This is a genomic window from Streptomyces sp. PA03-1a (genome assembly GCF_033792805.1).
Classification (GTDB): domain Bacteria; phylum Actinomycetota; class Actinomycetes; order Streptomycetales; family Streptomycetaceae; genus Actinacidiphila.
Window position 1 is genome coordinate 16415 of sequence record NZ_JARAVO010000091.1, and the last position, 17298, is coordinate 33712.

11 protein-coding genes are annotated in these 17298 nt (G+C 73.2%); 5 read left to right on the forward strand and 6 right to left on the reverse strand.

What is annotated here, in order from left to right:
- The first annotated feature begins 4 nt into the window (after nt 1-4).
- A complete protein-coding gene (locus tag PV341_RS21325) occupies nt 5-277 on the forward strand; it encodes a hypothetical protein (RefSeq protein ID WP_500358715.1) in 273 nt (90 codons plus the stop codon).
- A gap of 49 nt (nt 278-326) precedes the next feature.
- On the opposite strand, the gene PV341_RS21330 is transcribed toward PV341_RS21325, so the two are convergent.
- Together PV341_RS21330 and PV341_RS21335 are read right to left on the reverse strand one after the other, a co-directional pair.
- Entirely contained in the window at nt 327-638 is a 312-nt protein-coding gene (locus PV341_RS21330; protein WP_500326753.1) for a hypothetical protein, read from the reverse strand.
- 82 nt (nt 639-720) lie between these two features.
- Entirely contained in the window at nt 721-3882 is a 3162-nt protein-coding gene (locus PV341_RS21335; protein ID WP_500326755.1) for an AAA family ATPase, read from the reverse strand.
- 294 nt (nt 3883-4176) lie between these two features.
- Here PV341_RS21335 and PV341_RS21340 point away from each other — a divergent pair, with 294 nt between their 5' ends.
- Nucleotides 4177-7494, forward strand: coding sequence for a S8 family serine peptidase (locus PV341_RS21340; RefSeq protein ID WP_500358716.1), 3318 nt, complete (start codon nt 4177-4179; stop codon nt 7492-7494).
- 61 nt (nt 7495-7555) lie between these two features.
- Here PV341_RS21340 and PV341_RS21345 read toward each other — a convergent pair whose 3' ends face one another.
- Nucleotides 7556-8554: a helix-turn-helix domain-containing protein gene (locus PV341_RS21345; RefSeq protein WP_500326759.1), complete on the reverse strand. Its 999-nt coding sequence runs from the start codon at nt 8552-8554 to the stop codon at nt 7556-7558.
- A 138-nt stretch (nt 8555-8692) separates the two neighbouring features.
- Here PV341_RS21345 and PV341_RS21350 point away from each other — a divergent pair, with 138 nt between their 5' ends.
- A complete protein-coding gene (locus PV341_RS21350; RefSeq protein ID WP_500326761.1) occupies nt 8693-10723 on the forward strand; it encodes a thioredoxin domain-containing protein in 2031 nt (676 codons plus the stop codon).
- Between the two features lie 109 nt (nt 10724-10832).
- On the opposite strand, the gene PV341_RS21355 is transcribed toward PV341_RS21350, so the two are convergent.
- Both PV341_RS21355 and PV341_RS21360 read right to left on the reverse strand, forming a co-directional pair.
- Entirely contained in the window at nt 10833-11444 is a 612-nt protein-coding gene (locus tag PV341_RS21355) for an acyl-CoA-like ligand-binding transcription factor (RefSeq protein WP_500326763.1), read from the reverse strand.
- Nucleotides 11441-12982, reverse strand: coding sequence for an MFS transporter (locus PV341_RS21360; protein ID WP_500358717.1), 1542 nt, complete (start codon nt 12980-12982; stop codon nt 11441-11443). The genes PV341_RS21355 and PV341_RS21360 overlap by 4 nt, the downstream gene beginning before the upstream one ends.
- Before the next feature lie 198 nt (nt 12983-13180).
- On the opposite strand from PV341_RS21360, the gene PV341_RS21365 reads away from it, so the two are divergent.
- A complete protein-coding gene (locus PV341_RS21365) occupies nt 13181-14347 on the forward strand; it encodes an acyltransferase family protein (RefSeq protein WP_500326767.1) in 1167 nt (388 codons plus the stop codon).
- An 88-nt stretch (nt 14348-14435) separates the two neighbouring features.
- On the opposite strand, the gene trhA is transcribed toward PV341_RS21365, so the two are convergent.
- A complete protein-coding gene (trhA, locus tag PV341_RS21370) occupies nt 14436-15137 on the reverse strand; it encodes a PAQR family membrane homeostasis protein TrhA (RefSeq protein WP_499513678.1) in 702 nt (233 codons plus the stop codon).
- 254 nt (nt 15138-15391) lie between these two features.
- On the opposite strand from trhA, the gene PV341_RS21375 reads away from it, so the two are divergent.
- Complete coding sequence (locus PV341_RS21375) at nt 15392-17203, forward strand: phosphoenolpyruvate carboxykinase (GTP) (RefSeq protein ID WP_500326769.1); 1812 nt, start codon at nt 15392-15394, stop codon at nt 17201-17203.
- Nucleotides 17204-17298 lie beyond the last annotated feature (95 nt).

Sequence of the window (17298 nt, forward strand, 5' to 3'; positions counted from 1 at the left end):
GCGCGTGAACGCGACATTCGGCACGGCCGCAGCCCAGCTCGTCCCCCTCGCCGTCAAGGACCTGGACGAGAACAAGGTGACGCCCGGCCTCCTCGGCTTCGTCATCTTCGCCCTCATCGGCCTCTCCCTGTGGTGGCTGATGAAGAACATGAACAAGCAGTTCAAGAAGATCGACTTCGAGGAGCAGCCGGAGCAGGCCGGGCAGGCCGCGGAGCCGGCCAAGGCCTCGGCCGCCTCCGCCGCCTCCGGCGCCGAGGGCCCCGGCAGCAAGGGCTGAGGCACGCCGGACACCCCCTCCCGGCACGGGAGGGGGTGTCGCGGCTCGCTCACTCCGGCGCGGCGACGGTGACCCGTGTGAAGAGCAGCGGGACGCCCTCGTCGTCGGAGCGGGTGTACGAGGTCCGCACCGCGACCACCCGCACGTCGTGGTCGTGCACGGCGACGTGCCCGCCGACGGCCGGTACGGGGAGCGCCCCGCTGGAGATGATCACGGCGAGGCCGTCGTCGACGCCCTCCGGCGCCTGCCAGGCGAAGGTGATCGTGTGCCGCACCGGACTCTCGTGGTAGATGCTGGCCTCGCGCGGCAGCGCCTGCTCCCGGTCGCGGATGGGCTGGAGCGCAGCGGGCAGCCGGTCCATGGTTCGTCCTCTCGCGGTCGGTCCCCGTCGCGATTGTCGCCCGTGGGACGTCCCGGAGCGGGTGACACGCTGGGCCGGGCCCTCAGCCCTCCACCGCCCGGTCCACCGGCACGGCCATCACCATGCGGGCGCCCCGCGACGGCACCATGCCCAGCCGCCAGGCCTCCCACGGCGTGCCCGGCTCCACGCCGCGCTCCAGCAGCAGGGCGTAGGCCTCCGCGTACTCCTGCAGGTCCAGGTCGCGGCCCTCGTACGGGTCGTCCGTCAGCCGGGCGAGCCGCCCGCGGGCCTCGGCGGCGCCCTCGCGCGAGAGCAGCGGCAGCAGCGTGCACTGCAGGAAGCGCGCCCACGCCAGGCCGCGCCTGTCGTCCAGGCCGGCGAAGAGCCGCTCCGCCTCCCGCACCAGCTCCAGGGCCGCAGGGACCCGCCCGTTGCCGGCGTCGACGACGGCGAGCTCCACACAGGACCAGCCCTCGCCGTGCGGCACCCCCACGCGGTGGAAGTCGGCGCGGGCGTCCTGCAGGAGCTGGCGGGCGAAACCGCTGTTGCGCAGGTTGCCGGTGAGCGCCGCCCGCTGGTCACGAGTGACCCGGCCGGAGTGGTGGCGGGCGCAGGCCAGCCCGTAGACGTCCCGCATCCGGCTGAACATGGTGCGGGAGCGCTCCAGGGCCCGCAGGGCCGCGTCCAGTTCGCCGCCCTCCTCCAGCGCCTGGCCGAGGTAGTACAGCGACCACGCCTCGCCGCGGGCGTCCTCGTTCGCGCGGTGGCGGGCCAGGGCGTCGCCCAGCAGGTGCTGGGCGGCGCCTGCGTCCCCGCGCAGCAGGCGGGCACGGCCGAGCTGGGTGACGGTCCAGGCCTCACCGCGGGGGTCGCGGGTCGCGGCGTAGCACTCGCCCGCGGTACGCAGCTCGGTCTCGCCGCGCCCGGCGTCGCCGAGCCGCAGCAGCAGCTGCCCCAGCTGCAGGTGGGCCCAGGCCTCGCCGTGCACGCTCTCGCTCTCCCGGTGCAGCGCCAGCGACTCGGCCAGCAGTCCGTGCGCCTCCGCCAGCCGGCCGGCGTCGCGCAGCACCGCGGCCAGCGCGTGCTGCGTCCAGGCCCGGTCGGCCCGCAGCTCGTCGCCGGCCTGCAGTTCCAGGGCCTCCCGCAACTTGGCCTCCGCCTCGCGCAGGCCGCCCTGCTGGTGCAGCGTGATGCCCAGGCTGCACAGGGCGCGGGCGGCGCCCGCCGGGTGTTGCGCCTCGAAGTACAGGTCGACCACCGACGACAGCGTGGAGCGGGCCTTGTCCAGCTCGCCGAGCTGCCGCGCGGCGATGCCGGTGCGCCACTGCACCGAGCGGACCAGCACCGACTGGTCGGCCTCCCGCTGGTGCGCCTGGGCCAGTTCGCTGATCTCGCCCAGCCGGTACAGGTCGCCGCGGAGCAGGCAGTAGTCGCACAGCGCGCCGAGCAGGTGCTGCACCACCCGCTGGTCGACTCCGTCGGAGTGCCGCAGCGCCGCGGTGATGAAGCTCGACTCCTCGTCCAGCCAGCGCAGCGCCTGGTCCAGGGAGGGGAAGCCCTGCGGCCCGAAACGGTCGGCGCGGGTCGAGGTCCGGCCGTCGACGAGCCGGATGACCGCGTCCGCCAGCTCGGCGTAGCTGCGGATCAGGCGCTCCTGGGCGGCCGCCCGCTCGGCCGGGTCCTCCTCGTCCAGCAGGCGCGCGTGCGCGAAGCGCCGTACGAGGTCGTGCAGCCGGTAGCGGCTGCCGCGCACGTGCTCGATGAGACCGGCCGAGGCCAGTTCGCCCAGCCGCCGGGCCGCCTCCTGCTCCTCCGCCCCCAGCAGGGCCGCGGCGGCCGCCGCGCCGAGGCTCGTCCGCCCGGCGAGCGCCAGCCGCCGCAGCAGCCGGCGGGCCGGCTCGGGCTGGTCGTGGTAACGCAGCGCCAGCGCCCGGTCGACCGGGCCCACCGGGCCGTACGCCGCCAGGTCGGCGGCCAGCCGCTCCGCGCCCCGGTCGGGCAGCGAACTGCCCGCGATGCGCAGCGCCAGCGGCAGCCCGCCGCACAGCCGCCGTACGGCGTCGGCGGCACCGGCGCCGTCCGCCGTCGTGAGGGCGCCGGACGACAGGCCGGCCAGCAGCTCCCGTGACGCCTCAGCCCCGAGCGGGTCGACCGGCAGGGCGTAGACGCGGGCCGCCGGTACGTCGAGGGAGAGCGGTTCGGCCGACGTGACCAGGACGAGGCTGTCGGAGCGCTCCGGGACCAGGGCGCGGATCTGCTCGGGTCCGGCGGCGTCGTCGAGGACGATGACGACCGGCACGTCGGTGAGGTGCTTCTGGTACTGGTCGGCCAGGCGCCGCAGATGCTGTTCCTGGGAGGTGCGCTCGCGGAACAGGAGTTGCTCGCGGGGCGCCCCGAGCCGGTTGAGCAGGTGCAGCAGCGCGTCCCGTACGGGCAGCGGGCGCTCCCCGGGCGCGGCGCCGCGCAGGTCGACGACGCAGGCGCCGCGGAACTGGTCCTTGAGCTGCTGGGCGGCGCGCACGGCGAGCGTGGTGCGCCCGGAACCGGCCTGGCCGTGCAGGACGACCACGACGGGCTCCGAGGCCGGGGAGACCCGCGCCTGGTGCACCCACTGGGCGATCTGCCGCAGCGGGTCCCGGCGGCCGGCGAACGGCCCCTCGGTGGCGGGAAGCTGGGCGAAGGACTGCTCCAGGACGCTGCGCCCCCGCGCGGCGGCGCTGCGGTCGGTGCGGCGCTGCGCCGGCACCTTCGCGGGGGCCGGCGCGGCGCGCCGGCGTTCCAGGAACGGCCGTACACCGCGCTGTTCCACGGCCTCCAGCCAGACCTGCCGCAGGTCCTGCGGCCGGGTGCCGCCACCGCCCGTCGCCAGCGCGGCCGTCACCGCAGCGCCGGTGACCGCCACCACGCCGCCGACGCCCAGCGCGGTGGAGGTCGGCGTGCCCCAGCCGAGGTCCGCCACGCATGCCGCGACGGCGGCGACCGCGGTCACCAGCGCGGGGGTGACCAGCGACGACCGGCGGCCCGAGCGTTCCGCCGCCAGCGCGGCGGTGTACACCCCGTACTCGTCCGCCGCCGCGGCCGCTATCTCGTCGACCGCCGCCCGGGCCTGCCGCAGCGCCTCCTCCGCCTCGCCGGAGCGCCCGCCCTGCGGCTCACCGGCGACGGCGCGTTCCAGCAGCCGTAACACCTCGGCCCGGTCGGACGTGCTCAGTTGCGTCTGCCGTCGCGGCGTCTGCTTCGTCACCCATGGCCCCCTCGGTAGCCGCCCGTCCCCAAGTGTCCTGCCGAACACGTCACATCGCGACACCGCGTGCGCGGGCGGACACGCCCGGACGCGCCCGGACGTCCCGCCCCGGGCGGCGGCAGGAACGCCTTTTGGGCGTCTTTGCCGCTCATGCGTCATGGCGCAAAGGTGACTTGTCCTCTGACCGACAGGTGAAAGTGCTGACCGCCGCCGGTGGCGGGGCCACGCTGTCGCCCCATGAGACAGATGAACTACAGGTGGCGACCGAGGGCCGGAACCCCTCGGCCGCAGTATGTGGCGGCCGCTGCCCTCGCCGCGCTGCTGGCGGGTCTGACCGCCACCCCCGGCGCCGCCCAGGGCACCGAGCGGGCCGACGCGGCCGTGCAGGGCGAGGCGGCCGGGTCCACCGGATCCTCCCGCCACCAGGTCACCCTGATCACCGGCGACCGCGTCACGCTGGAGACGGCCCCGTCGGGCGGGCAGAGCGTCTCGGTCCAACCGGCCGCGGGCCGGGAGCACATCACCTTCGTCAAGCGCCAGAACGGCGGCGACTGGTCGGTCATACCCGCCGACGCGCTGCCCCTGCTCGCGGCTGACCGCCTCGACAAGGCGCTGTTCAACGTCTCGGCCCTGGCCAGGGGGAAGTACGCCGAGCGGTCGAGGCTGCCGCTCATCGTCGAGTACGCGGGTGACGCGGGCACCGCCGGACGCCGCCTCACCGCGGCCGGTGCCGACGGGGTCCGCACCATCGCCGGGACCTCCTTCGCGACCCTCGGCCAGGACCGTGCGGGTGCCGCGGAGTTCTGGAAGGACATCGCCCCCGCCGAGGCGGGCGCCACGTCCTTCGGCGCGGGCATCCGCCGGGTCTGGCTCGACGGCCGCTCCAAGGTCCAGCTCGACCGGACGGTGCCGCACATCGGGGCACCCCAGGCCTGGGCGAAGGGTTACCGGGGCGACGGCGTCAAGGTCGCGGTGCTCGACACCGGGTACGACCCGAACCACCCGGACCTGGGGGGCCTCATCGAGGAGTCCGCCAACTTCACCACCGAGGCCGGCACCGAGGACCTGAACGGCCACGGCACCCACGTCACCTCGACCGTCGCCGGTTCCGGCGCGGCCTCCGGCGGCCGGTTCAAGGGTGTCGCGCCCGGTGCGCGGATCCTGTCGGGCAAGGTCTGCAACGCGGGCGGCTCCTGCGACGACTCCGACGTCCTCGAAGGCATGGCCTGGGCCGCCGAGCGCGGCGCCAAGGTGATCAGCCTCAGCCTGGGCGACACCGACACCCCGGAGACCGACGCCCTCGAGGCCATGGTCGAGAGCGTCACCCGTGACCACGGCGTCCTGGTCGTGGCCGCGGCCGGCAACAGCGGTCCCGGCAAGGTCGGTTCCCCCGCCTCCGCCGACCGCGCGCTCGCCGTCGGCGCCACCGACCTCGACGACGAGCTCGCCCACTTCAGCTCGATCGGCCCGCGGGTGGGCGACTTCGGCCTCAAGCCCGACCTCGTCGCCCCCGGCGTCGGCGTCGTCGCCGCCCGCGCGGGCGGAACGACCGCCGAGGACGGCTACACCGCGATGGACGGCACCTCGATGGCGACCCCGCACGTCGCCGGTGCCGCCGCCATCCTCTTCCAGCAGCACCCCGACTGGACGCCCGAGCAGGTCAAGCGCCAGCTGATGCAGTCGACGGCGGCCGGCAAGGAGCGCGGCGCCTACTTCCAGGGCGCGGGCCGGGTCGACGTCGCCCGCGCGGTCGGCCAGCAGGTCACCGCCGGGACCACCGCAGTGGACTTCGGGCAGATCCGCTGGACCGACGGCCCGCGGCCGCCGGTGAAGAAGACGATCACCTACCGCAACCCGGGCAGCGCGCCGGTCACCCTCGGCCTGTCGCTCAACGTCTCCCACGGCGCGGGCACGCCCGCGCCGCAGGGCCTGTTCCGGCTCGGCGCCGACCAGGTCACCGTGCCCGCCCACGGCACCGCCGACGTCACCGTCACCGCGACCCCGGAGACCGCCACGACGTACGCGGCGTACAGCGGCGCGGTCATCGCGGCCACCGCCGACCGGGCCGTCTCGGTGCGCGTCCCGGTCGGCATGGACGTCGAGCAGCCCTCGCACAGCCTCCGCCTCACCGTGAAGGACCGCGCGGGCAAGGCCCCCGCCCACGCCTACCTGCTCGTCACCGCGGCCGACGGCGAGGTCCGCGAGGTGGAGCTGCACGGCACGTCCGGCACCGAGCTGAGGGTGCCGCGCGACGGCAGGACCTACTCCGTGAACGGCTTCCTCTTCGACGCGGAGTACACCGAGGCCACCGTGGTGGGCGCGCCGGAGGTCGTGATGAGCGCCGACCGGGACGTCGCCATCGACGCCCGGAGGGCCAAGCCCGTCACGGTCTCGGCCCCGAGCCGCTCGGCCCGCATCACGTACGCCGAGGTCGGCACCATCGCCCTGGACGGCAACCTGTTCTCCGTCCCCGTGAACGACGCGATCGGCGGCGACCGCATCACGAACGTGTACGCCGTCCCGACGGCGACGTCCGAGGACTCGGCGTTCACCTACCTGGTCAGCACCATCTGGGTCGATCCCGCGGGCGCCGACGGGAACCCCTCCTCGGTCTACTACCTCACCCGGCCGGTGCGCGGGGCGATCCCGGCCGATCCCGGCTACCGCCCCCGTGCGTCGCAGCTGGCCACGGTGAACAGCACCCTCGCCGCCACCGCGCCGGACACCACCGCGTACCGCAGTGTGTGGCTGACCCTCGGCAAGCTCCGCTGGGTCCACGGGATGGACGGACTCCCGCTCCCGAACCGGCGGGTGGACTACTTCTCGCCGTCCGAGGACCTGCGCTGGCAGAGCGTCTTCGAGCAGAACTTCTTCACCAGGCCGGACGCCCACGGGCAGAGCTTCCTCAGCCGCCTGCACAGCTACAAGGCCGGAAGCTTCGAGGAGCGCTGGAACCAGGGCGTCCAGGGCTCGGGCTTCTCGCCCGAGGTGATGATCACCTCCCGTGAGGGCGACGCCATGACGTTCGCGATCCAGGACGCCGCCAACGGGAACCTCGACGTGGTGGCCGGGACGACGTCCAGCAGCCGGCCCGAGTGGGAGCTGCGACGCAACGGTGAAGTCGTCTCGACCAACCGCGGGTTCGCCACGGTGCCGGCCGACGTCACCCCCGCCGACTACGTCGCGACGTTCGCGCAGGAGCGCGACCTCGTCCCCAGCACCATCTCCACGCGCCTGAAGTCCGAGTGGCGGTTCCGGTCGCAGACGACGGCGACCCGGCAGGCACTGCCGATGATGGCCGTGCTCATGTCGCCCCGGCTGGACGAGTGGAACCGGGCCGAGGCCGGACGCCGCTTCGACATCCCGGCCCTGGTCCAGCGTCCGGTCGGTGCCGCCGAGTCGCCCGTCCGCACCTTCACCGTCGAGGTCTCCTACGACGAGGGCAGGACCTGGCACACCGCCAAGGTCAAGGGCTCCGGGACGAAGCGCACCGTGACCGTGGACCACCCGCGCCGCTCCTCGGGCGGTTCGGTCAGCCTCCGCACCTACGTCAAGGACGCGGCGGGCAACTCCTTCAAGCAGACCGTGATCAAGGCCTACCTGCTCAAGTAGCCGCCGAACGGCACGGCAGGGCCCGCCGGATCCGTCCGGCGGGCCCCGTACCGCCGTCGGCTCAGAGCCAGTTGCGGCGGGCCGCGTGCCAGCCCAGTTGCATGCGGGTGGCGACGCCCGCGAGGCTCATCAGCCCCTGGATGCGCCGCTGGACGGTGCGCTTGCTCACGCGCAACTGCCCGGCGATCGCCTCGTCGGTCATGCCGGCGACCATCAGGGAGAGCAGGTGCCGGTCCTCCGCGACCGGCGCCGCCGGATCCTCCGGGCCCGCACCGCCGATCTGCCCCTCCTCGGTCACCCGCAGCGGTGCGCCGACCTCCCAGTAGTGCTGGAACAGGTCGATCAGCGCCTCCAGCAGGCTGCTCTCGCGCACCAGCGCCGTCTTGAGCTCCCGCGGACCGGCCGGCGTACCGGCGGAGGACAGCGGCAGGACGGCCAGCGACCGGTCGGCCACCGCCATTCGCAGGGGCAGCCTGGGCACCGCCCGGGCGACCTCGCCGGCGCGCACCCCCTTGACGACGTTGTCCACCGCACCGGGGTCGTCGAAGTAGGCCTGCTCGTACAGGACCCGGTACAGCACGCCCCGGCCCAGCGCGTCGTACTCCTCGCGGTTGCTCCCCGCGGGCATCGCCACGTGGCGGGCCTTGCAGAACCACAGCATCTCGTGGCGGACGCCGTCCTGGAGCTGCCGCAGACGCTGCCGCAGCGCCGCCGCGCCGCTGATGACCTCGATCGCCTCCCCCGCTCCCCAGGAGCGCGCGCTGCGGCGGTAGGTCTCCACCAGCCCGAGCACCACCGCCCGGTCCTGCTCCAGTGCCTCCGCGTGGCGCTGCAGCCGGGGTACCAGGGCGACCTCCGGCGGGATGACCGCGTACGCGCCGGGGCTCTCCTCCAGCGCGTACGCCAGTCCCTTGGCCTCCAGCGCGAGCAGCAGCCGTACGACCGCCGGGGGGCCGAGGTCGGTACGTCCGCAGATCTCCTCTGCGGACGCCGACTCGGTGACGAGCAGCAGCCGGTACACCTCGGCCTCGGCGGCCGTGAGACCCACCGTCTCCAGCATGTCGGCCCCTCTCGCAGCACCGTCCGCCGGTCGATTCCATCAGCACGAACGGCTGCGGACAACGTCCGTTGCCGCGGGCAACCGGGCTCGCCGCGCGGGGACGGGACGCCGGGCGGCGCGATGTGTGAGGCTGGGGGCATGGTCAATCGACTGAGCGGTTCCACGTCCCCGTACCTGCTGCAGCACGCCGACAACCCGGTGCACTGGTGGCCGTGGGGCGAGGGGGCCTTCGCGGAGGCCCGGGACCGCGGGGTGCCGGTGCTGCTCAGCGTGGGGTACAGCAGCTGCCACTGGTGCCACGTCATGGCCAGGGAGTCGTTCGAGGACGAGGCGACCGCCGCGTACCTCAACGAGCACTTCGTGCCGGTGAAGGTCGACCGCGAGGAACGCCCCGACGTTGACGCCGTCTACATGGAGGCCGTGCAGGCGGCGACCGGGCAGGGCGGCTGGCCGATGACGGTCTTCCTGACGCCCGGGGGCGAGCCGTTCTACTTCGGCACCTACTTCCCGCCCGCCCCGCGGCACGGCATGCCCTCGTTCCGGCAGGTGCTGGAGGGCGTGGAGGCCGCCTGGCGCGAGCGGCGCGAGGAGGTCGGGGCGGTCGCGGCGAGCATCGTGAAGGACCTGGGCGGACGTTCGCTCACCCTCGGCGGGACGGCCGCCCCTGGGGAGGAGCAGCTCGCGGCGGCACTGCTGGGGCTCACCCGGGACTACGACCCCTCGTACGGCGGGTTCGGCGGCGCGCCGAAGTTCCCGCCGTCGATGGCCCTGGAGTTCCTGCTGCGGCACCACGCCCGCACCGGCTCCGAGGGCGCCCTGCAGATGGCGCGGGACACCTGTGAAGCGATGGCCCGCGGCGGCATCTACGACCAGCTCGGCGGCGGCTTCGCGCGCTACTCCGTGGACCGCAAGTGGGTCGTGCCGCACTTCGAGAAGATGCTCTACGACAACGCCCTGCTCTGCCGGCTCTACGCCCACCTGTGGCGCGCCACCGGCTCCGACCTGGCCCGCCGGGTCGCCCTGGAGACCGCGGACTTCCTCGTCCGGGAGCTGCGCACCCACGAGGGCGGGTTCGCCTCCGCGCTCGACGCGGACAGCGACAAGCCGGGCGGCGGCCACGGCGAGGGCGCGTTCTACGTCTGGACGCCGGCGGAGCTGGAGGAGGCCCTCGGCAAGGAGGACGCGGCGCTGGCCGCCGAGTACTTCGGCGTCACGGAGGACGGCACCTTCGAGGAGGGCGCGTCCGTGCTCCAACTCCCCGCCGACGGCGGCTTCGTGGACGCCGGGCGGATCGCATCGGTGCGCCGGCGGCTGTTCACCGCGCGGGAGGGACGGCCCCGCCCAGGCCGCGACGACAAGGTCGTCGCCGCCTGGAACGGGCTGGCGGTCGCCGCGCTCGCCGAGACCGGCGCGTACTTCGAGCGCCCGGACCTGGTCGCGGCCGCCGTCGAGGCCGCGGACCTGCTGGTGCGGGTCCACATGGACGCCCGCGGCCGGCTCGCCCGGACCTCGCGGGACGGCACGGTGGGCGGCAACGCCGGCGTGCTGGAGGACTACGCCGACGTCGCGGAGGGCTTCCTCGCGCTCGCCGCGGTGACCGGCGAGGGCGTGTGGCTGGACCTCGCCGGGCTCCTGCTCGACTCCGTGCTGCGGCACTTCACCGGGGAGGACGGCACGCTCTACGACACCGCCGACGACGCCGAGACGCTGATCCGCCGCCCGCAGGACCCGACCGACAACGCCGCCCCCTCGGGCTGGACGGCCGCGGCCGGCGCGCTGCTGTCGTACGCCGCGTACACCGGCTCGTCCCGCCACCGCGAGGCCGCCGAACGGGCGCTGGGCGTCGTGGGCGCCCTCGCCGGACGGGTGCCGCGGTTCATCGGCTGGGGGCTGGCGGTCGCCGAGGCGGCGCTCGACGGCCCGCGCGAGGTCGCCGTGGTCGGCCCCGCGGGCGACGCCGGCACGGCGGCGCTGCACCGCACCGCGCTGCTGGGCACCGCCCCGGGCGCGGTGGTCGCGGTGGGGGAGCCCGCCACGGACGAGTACGCCCTCCTGGCCGACCGCCCGCTGCTCGACGGCCGCCCCGCGGCCTACGTCTGCCGGCACTTCGTGTGCGCGGCGCCGACCGCGGACCCGCAGGCCCTGGCGGAGCAACTGGGCGCCCGCTGAGGCGCTCCGCGTCGTGCGGCCGCGCGGCGTCCGCCGGCACCTCCCTCGCGCGCAGGGCCGGTCGGTGAACCGGCCTTGTGCGGACCGACGTTGAGGGGCATCCCGATCGTCAGCGGCAGAGGTTGGCCGCGAGGAGGTCCAGCGAGCGGTCGAGGACGGCGGCGAGGTCGGCGGTGCCGTCCGAGTCGAGCCAGTGGAAGACGGCCTCGGACCAGGCCCCGATCAGCGCCGCGACGACGACCCGGATCTCGAAGTCGTCCGCGGGGCGCCCGAGGCGCTCGGCGGTGACGGAGGCCAGCAGGCGGCTGGACTCCTGGATGTTCTCGCCCATGCGGGCGCGGATGGCGGGCACCGAGCGCACCAGCCGCAGCCGCTGCCGCATCTCCTCGAACTCGCCCTCGTCGGCGAGCATCTCGCGCAGCGGCCCCAGCAGGGCGTGCCGCAGCGAGGCGACGATGGGCTCATGCGCCGGGCGGGCGCGCAGTTCGGCCACCATGACGGGGTCGTACTCGTCGGAGAGGACGATGTCCTCCTTGGAGGGGAAGTACCGGAAGACCGTGCTGGCCGAGACCTCGGCCGTGGCCGCGATCTGCTCGACGGTGGTGCCGTCGTACCCCTGCGCCTCGAAGAGCCGGTAGGCCGCGCGGCGGATGGCCCGCCGGGTCCGGATCTTCTTGCGTTCGCGCAGGCTCGGTCTGGTCGGTACGGTCACGTTCGTCATTGTCGTGCATCGACGGCGGGCGGGGCCATCCGCGCGGTGCCGGGCACCTCCTGGCCGGTGCGGACGTCGGGGAGGAGGAGCGCGGTCAGCACGGCCGCCACGAGCGAGGCGGCGGCGCAGGCCAGCAGGGCGAGGTCCATCCCGTGCACGTACGCCGCGTCCGCCGAGGCGGCGAGCGCCGGGTCGCCGAGGGCGGCCGCGACCGCGTGCGCGGCCCCCACGGAACCCGAGGCGGCGTCGGCCGCCGCCGCGGGCAGGCCCGTGGTGGCGAGACGGTCGGTGTAGGCGCCCGCCAGCAGGCTGCCCAGGAGGGCGACACCGATGGCGCCGCCGGTCTGCCGCAGGGTCATCAGGAGTCCTGAGCCGCTGCCCGCGCGGTCGCCGGGCAGCGCGCCCAGTGCCGCGTCCATGGCGGGGATCATCGCGAAGCCGAAGGCGAAACCGGTGACGGACAGCCACAGCGCGGTCGCCCCGTAGCCGTCGTGGACGTCCGTGCGGCTGCCGAGCGCCGCGGCCGCGGTGAGCAGGAGCAGCCCCGCCGTGACGACCGGCCGCGGCCCGAACCGCGCGACCAGCGGAGCGCTGCCCCGGGCGGCGACGAGCAGGCCACCCATCATCGGCAGCAGCCGTAGGCCGGTGCCGAGGGCGTCGTTGCCGAGCACGGCCTGCAGGTACTGCGGCAGGACGAAGAGCAGACCGGTGAGGATGAAGGTCACCAGCGTCGCGGCGACCGCGTTCCACAGGAAGCCCCGCTGCCGCAGCAGACCGAGGTCGAGCATGGGCCGCTCCAGCCGGCGTCCGCGGAGCACCAGCCCGGTCAGCAGCGCGACGGACGAGGACAGCGTCAGCAGCACCAGCGGGTCGCCCCATCCCCGGCGCGGCCCCTCGATGATGCCGAAGACCAGCGCGCCGAGCCCGGCCACCGCGAGGACGGTGCTGGGCGGGTCGACGCGGGGCGTGGCGGGGTCGCTGGTCTCGGGCAGCAGGAACAGGCAGGCGGCGATGCCGAGGACGACGAGCGGGATGTTGACCACGAAGACCGAGCCCCACCAGAAGTGGTCGAGCAGGGTGCCGCCGATGATCGGCCCGAGCGGCAACCCCAGCGCCATGGCGGCGGTGACCGCGCCGACCGCCCTGGAGCGCTCCTCGGGCCCGAACAGCGAGGGCAGGACGGACAGGGCCAGCGGCATGACGAGTGCCGCGCCCAGGCCCATCACCGTGCGGGCGGCGACGACCGGTCCCGGACTGTCCACCAGGGCGCCGAGCACCGAACCGGCGAGGAAGATCCCGAGCCCGGCGACGAGCATCCGCCGCCGTCCCCAGCGGTCGCCCAGCAGGCCCCCGGGGAGCATGGCGGCGGCGAAGACCACCGTGTAGCCGTCGACGATCCACTGCTGGTCGCCTGTGTCCGCACCCAGCTCCGCGGCCATGGTCGGCAGTGCGACGTTGAGGATCGTCATGTCGAAGCCGAGCACGAGCATGCTCGCCACCAGGGCCCCCAGGGCCCACCAGCGCCGTGGATCGGCCGTCGTCGCCATGGGGTCTCCTCCTGCGGGCACGAGGCAGCATCCGAAAGCCACCGTCAAATGACAGTGACTCTCAAAAAAGAGTAACTGTCACCCCAGACGTGCGGAAGCCCGGCGTCGCCTTGACACGGCCCGCCGGGGTGATAGGAAAATGCGACCCTTGTGCCCGGTGACGCCAGGGTGTCCTTCGGAAGAATCAGAGAAGATCAAGTGCCAGTCGTAGATGCCTCCCGGAGCGACCGGGAAGCGAAACCCACGTCGTCCGCGCCGCGCGCATCCGTACTTCCGTCACGGCTCGACTCGCTGACGAGTCTGCGGTTCTTCGCCGCCTTCGCCGTGTTCGCGCACCACTTCACGGGGCTGGGCGGCGCGACGGGCTACGGACGTGCCCCCGCGATCTTCCCGTACTCGGAGATGGGCGCCCACGGCGTGACCTTCTTCTTCGTCCTCTCGGGCTTCCTGCTGACCTGGGTGTTCAAGCCGCAGGAGCATCCGGTCGCGTTCTACTGGCGGCGTGTGGCGCGCATCTGGCCGGCGGCCCTGGTCGCCGCCGTGCCGGCGGTCTACGTCTTCTACGTCAAGGCACACGTGCCCATCGACTGGAAGTACGTCATCGCCTCGCTCTTCTTCGTCCAGAACTGGTTCCCGCACGCCACGCCCACGCTGCCCGGCAATCCGGTGACCTGGACCCTGGGCGTCGAGGTCCTTTTCTACGCCCTGTTCCCGCTGCTCGCCCGCGTCGTCGTCCGGCTGCGCACGCCCCTGCTGGTCGCCGTGACGGTCGCCGGCCTGGTCGGGATGTGGGCGGTGGACTGGTGGGCCTCCGCGACGCTGGACGGGCCCATGGCGCGCTGGATCATGCGGCACCCGGTGGTGTACCTGCCCGAGTTCCTGCTGGGCATGACGATGGCCCTGCTGATCCGCCGCGGGTGGCGGATCCCGTTGCGGCCCTTCGTGCCCGTGGCGCTGCTGCTCGCCTACGTCTACGCCTACGTGCAGCTGCGTGCGCACCTGTCGAGCGGGTACGACGCGCAGCTGGACTACACGCTGCGCCCGGTCATCGCCGTGCTCGCCGTCCTGATCATGGTCGCGTTCGTCCAGCGGGACATCGCGGGGCACCGCAGCGTGCTCCACAACCCGCTGCTGATCTCGCTGGGCATGTGGTCGTACAGCTTCTACCTCCTGCACCACGCGGTGAGCCGGTTCTCGACCTACAGGTGGGGCAGGATCCCGGACGAGAACTCGGCGCTCTTCAGCATGATCGGCATGGCCGTCGTCGTGTTCGCGATGTCCTGGGCCCTCCACCGTTTCGTCGAGGAGCCCGCCAATCGCCTGCTGACCCGCTGGATCCCCGACCGCTGGCGCCGCAGGGTCTGACGGTCGCCCCGGGACGCCGGACGCCCCCCACCCGCAGGCGGGTGGGGGGCGTTCGCGTCGGGGCCTCGGCGTTCGGCGGGCGCGGGGCCTAGGCGTGGTTGTAGGCCACCAGCGAGATGCCGACGTAGTGCACGATGAACGCGGCCAGCGTGAACGAGTGGAAGACCTCGTGGAAGCCGAAGAAGCGGGGCGAGGGGTTGGGCCGCTTCGTTCCGTAGATCACCGCTCCGACGCTGTACAGCAGGCCGCCCACGACGATCAGGACGAGCACCGCGATGCCGCCCTTCCGCATGAAGTCGGGCAGGAAGAAGACCGCCGCCCAGCCGAGCGCGATGTAGCAGGGCGTGTAGAGCCAGCGCGGCGCGCCCACCCAGAAGACCCGGAACGCGATGCCCGCCAGGGCCCCGGCCCAGACGAGCCAGAGCAGGACCTCCTGCTTGCCGTCCGGCAGCAGCAGGAGCGTGAAGGGTGTGTAGGTCCCCGCGATGATCAGGAAGATGTTCGCGTGGTCCAGCCGGCGCAGCACCGCCGAGGCCCGGGGGCCCCAGTCGCCGCGGTGGTAGAGCGCGCTCACGCCGAACAGCGCGCAGGCGGTGAGCGTGAAGACGGCGCAGGCGATCCGCCCGCGGGTGCTCTCGGCGAAGGCGGTCAGGGCGACCCCGGCGACAAGGGCTGCGGGGAACATCCCGGCATGGAGCCACCCCCTCAGCTTGGGCTTCAAGGGGGCGGCAGCGGATGCGAGTTCTTCAAGGGCGGCGGGCACAACGGGAGTCTCGTCCACGGAGCTCATGAAAGCAATGCTACCTACGGTTGCGTAGGTTACCGATCCGTAGTACGGGGTGTCGCCGGACGTTGGGAGTGGCGATGCTCACCCCACGCGCCCTGGACAGATCGCGTTTCCTGTCCTGATACTCATATGAGTGCGGACGGCACCGGATGAGCATCCCACGACAGCAGCATCCGGGTCGCAGCCCCCAAGGGGCCGACAACACACCCTCGGAATCTGACGCCAGGTGAGTGCACACCGGGCGGAACGGAGCGATCGTGGCGCGCGTCAATGCGGCTCCCACCAATCACCAGGACCTGATCGCATGGGTCGGCGAGATCGCCGAGCTGACCCAGCCGGACGAGATCGTGTGGTGCGACGGCTCCGAGGAGGAGTACCAGCGCCTCGCGGACGAGCTCGTCTCGAAGGGCACCTTCAAGAAGCTCGACCCGATCAAGCGCCCCAACTCGTACTACGCCGCCTCCGACCCGACCGACGTCGCTCGTGTGGAGGACCGCACCTTCATCTGCTCCGAGCGGGAGCAGGACGCCGGCCCGACCAACCACTGGAAGGCCCCCGCCGAGATGCGGGAGATCTTCACAGGGGGGCAGGGTCTTTTCCGCGGCGCCATGCGCGGCCGCACCATGTACGTCGTCCCGTTCTGCATGGGCCCGCTCGGCTCTGAGCTGTCCGCGATCGGCGTGGAGATCACCGACTCCGCGTACGTCGCCACCGCCATGCGGACCATGACGCGCATGGGCCAGGACGTGCTGGACGAGCTCGGCGAGGACGGCTTCTTCGTCAAGGCCGTGCACTCCGTCGGCGCCCCGCTGGAGCCCGGCCAGGAGGACGTCCCGTGGCCGTGCAACTCCACCAAGTACATCTCGCACTTCCCCGAGAGCCGTGAGATCTGGTCCTACGGCTCCGGCTACGGCGGCAACGCCCTGCTCGGCAAGAAGTGCTACGCCCTGCGCATAGCCTCGGTCATGGCACGGGACGAGGGCTGGCTGGCCGAGCACATGCTCGTCCTCAAGCTCACGCCGCCGCGGGGCGAGGCCAAGTACGTGGCCGCCGCCTTCCCGAGCGCCTGCGGCAAGACCAACCTCGCCATGCTGGAGCCGACCATCCCCGGCTGGACCGTGGAGACCATCGGCGACGACATCGCCTGGATGCGCTTCGGCGAGGACGGCCGCCTCTACGCGATCAACCCCGAGGCGGGCTTCTTCGGCGTCGCGCCGGGCACCGGCGAGCACACCAACGCCAACGCGATGAAGACCCTGTGGGGCAACTCGGTCTTCACCAACGTCGCCCTCACCGACGACAACGACGTCTGGTGGGAGGGCATGACCGAGGAGCTCCCGGCCCACCTCACGGACTGGAAGGGCAACTCCTGGACGCCGGAGTCCGGGACCCCGGCCGCCCACCCCAACGCCCGCTTCACCGTCCCGGCCAGCCAGTGCCCGACCATCGCGCCCGAGTGGGAGGACCCCAAGGGCGTGCCGATCTCGGCGATCCTCTTCGGCGGCCGCCGTGCCTCGGCCGTACCGCTGGTCACCGAGTCCTTCGACTGGCAGCACGGTGTCTTCCTCGGTGCCAACGTCGCCTCCGAGAAGACCGCCGCCGCCGAGGGCAAGGTCGGCGAGCTGCGCCGCGACCCGTTCGCGATGCTCCCGTTCTGCGGTTACAACATGGGCGACTACTTCGGCCACTGGGTCAAGCTCGGCCAGAAGCACGAGGCCGGCAAGCTCCCGAAGATCTACTACGTGAACTGGTTCCGCAAGGACGCGGACGGCCGGTTCGTGTGGCCGGGCTTCGGCGAGAACAGCCGCGTGCTGAAGTGGATCGTCGAGCGCCTCAACGGCCAGGCCGAGGGCGTCGAGACCCCGATCGGCGTCCTGCCGGCCGAGGGCTCCCTCGACACCAGCGGCCTGGACATCTCCCAGGCGGACCTCGACCTGCTGCTCTCGGTCGACGTCGACACCTGGCGGCACGAGGCCTCCCTCATCCCGTCCCACCTGGAGACCTTCGGCGACCACACGCCGAAGGAGCTGTGGGACGAGTACCGGGCCCTGGTCAAGCGTCTGGACTAGTGTCCTGAGTCGTTGATTCGGTTCAGATATCCGGCGAGGCGTTCGAAGATTTCGTCTGCGGTTTTCGTCCAGACGAAGGGCTTGGGGTCGTCGTT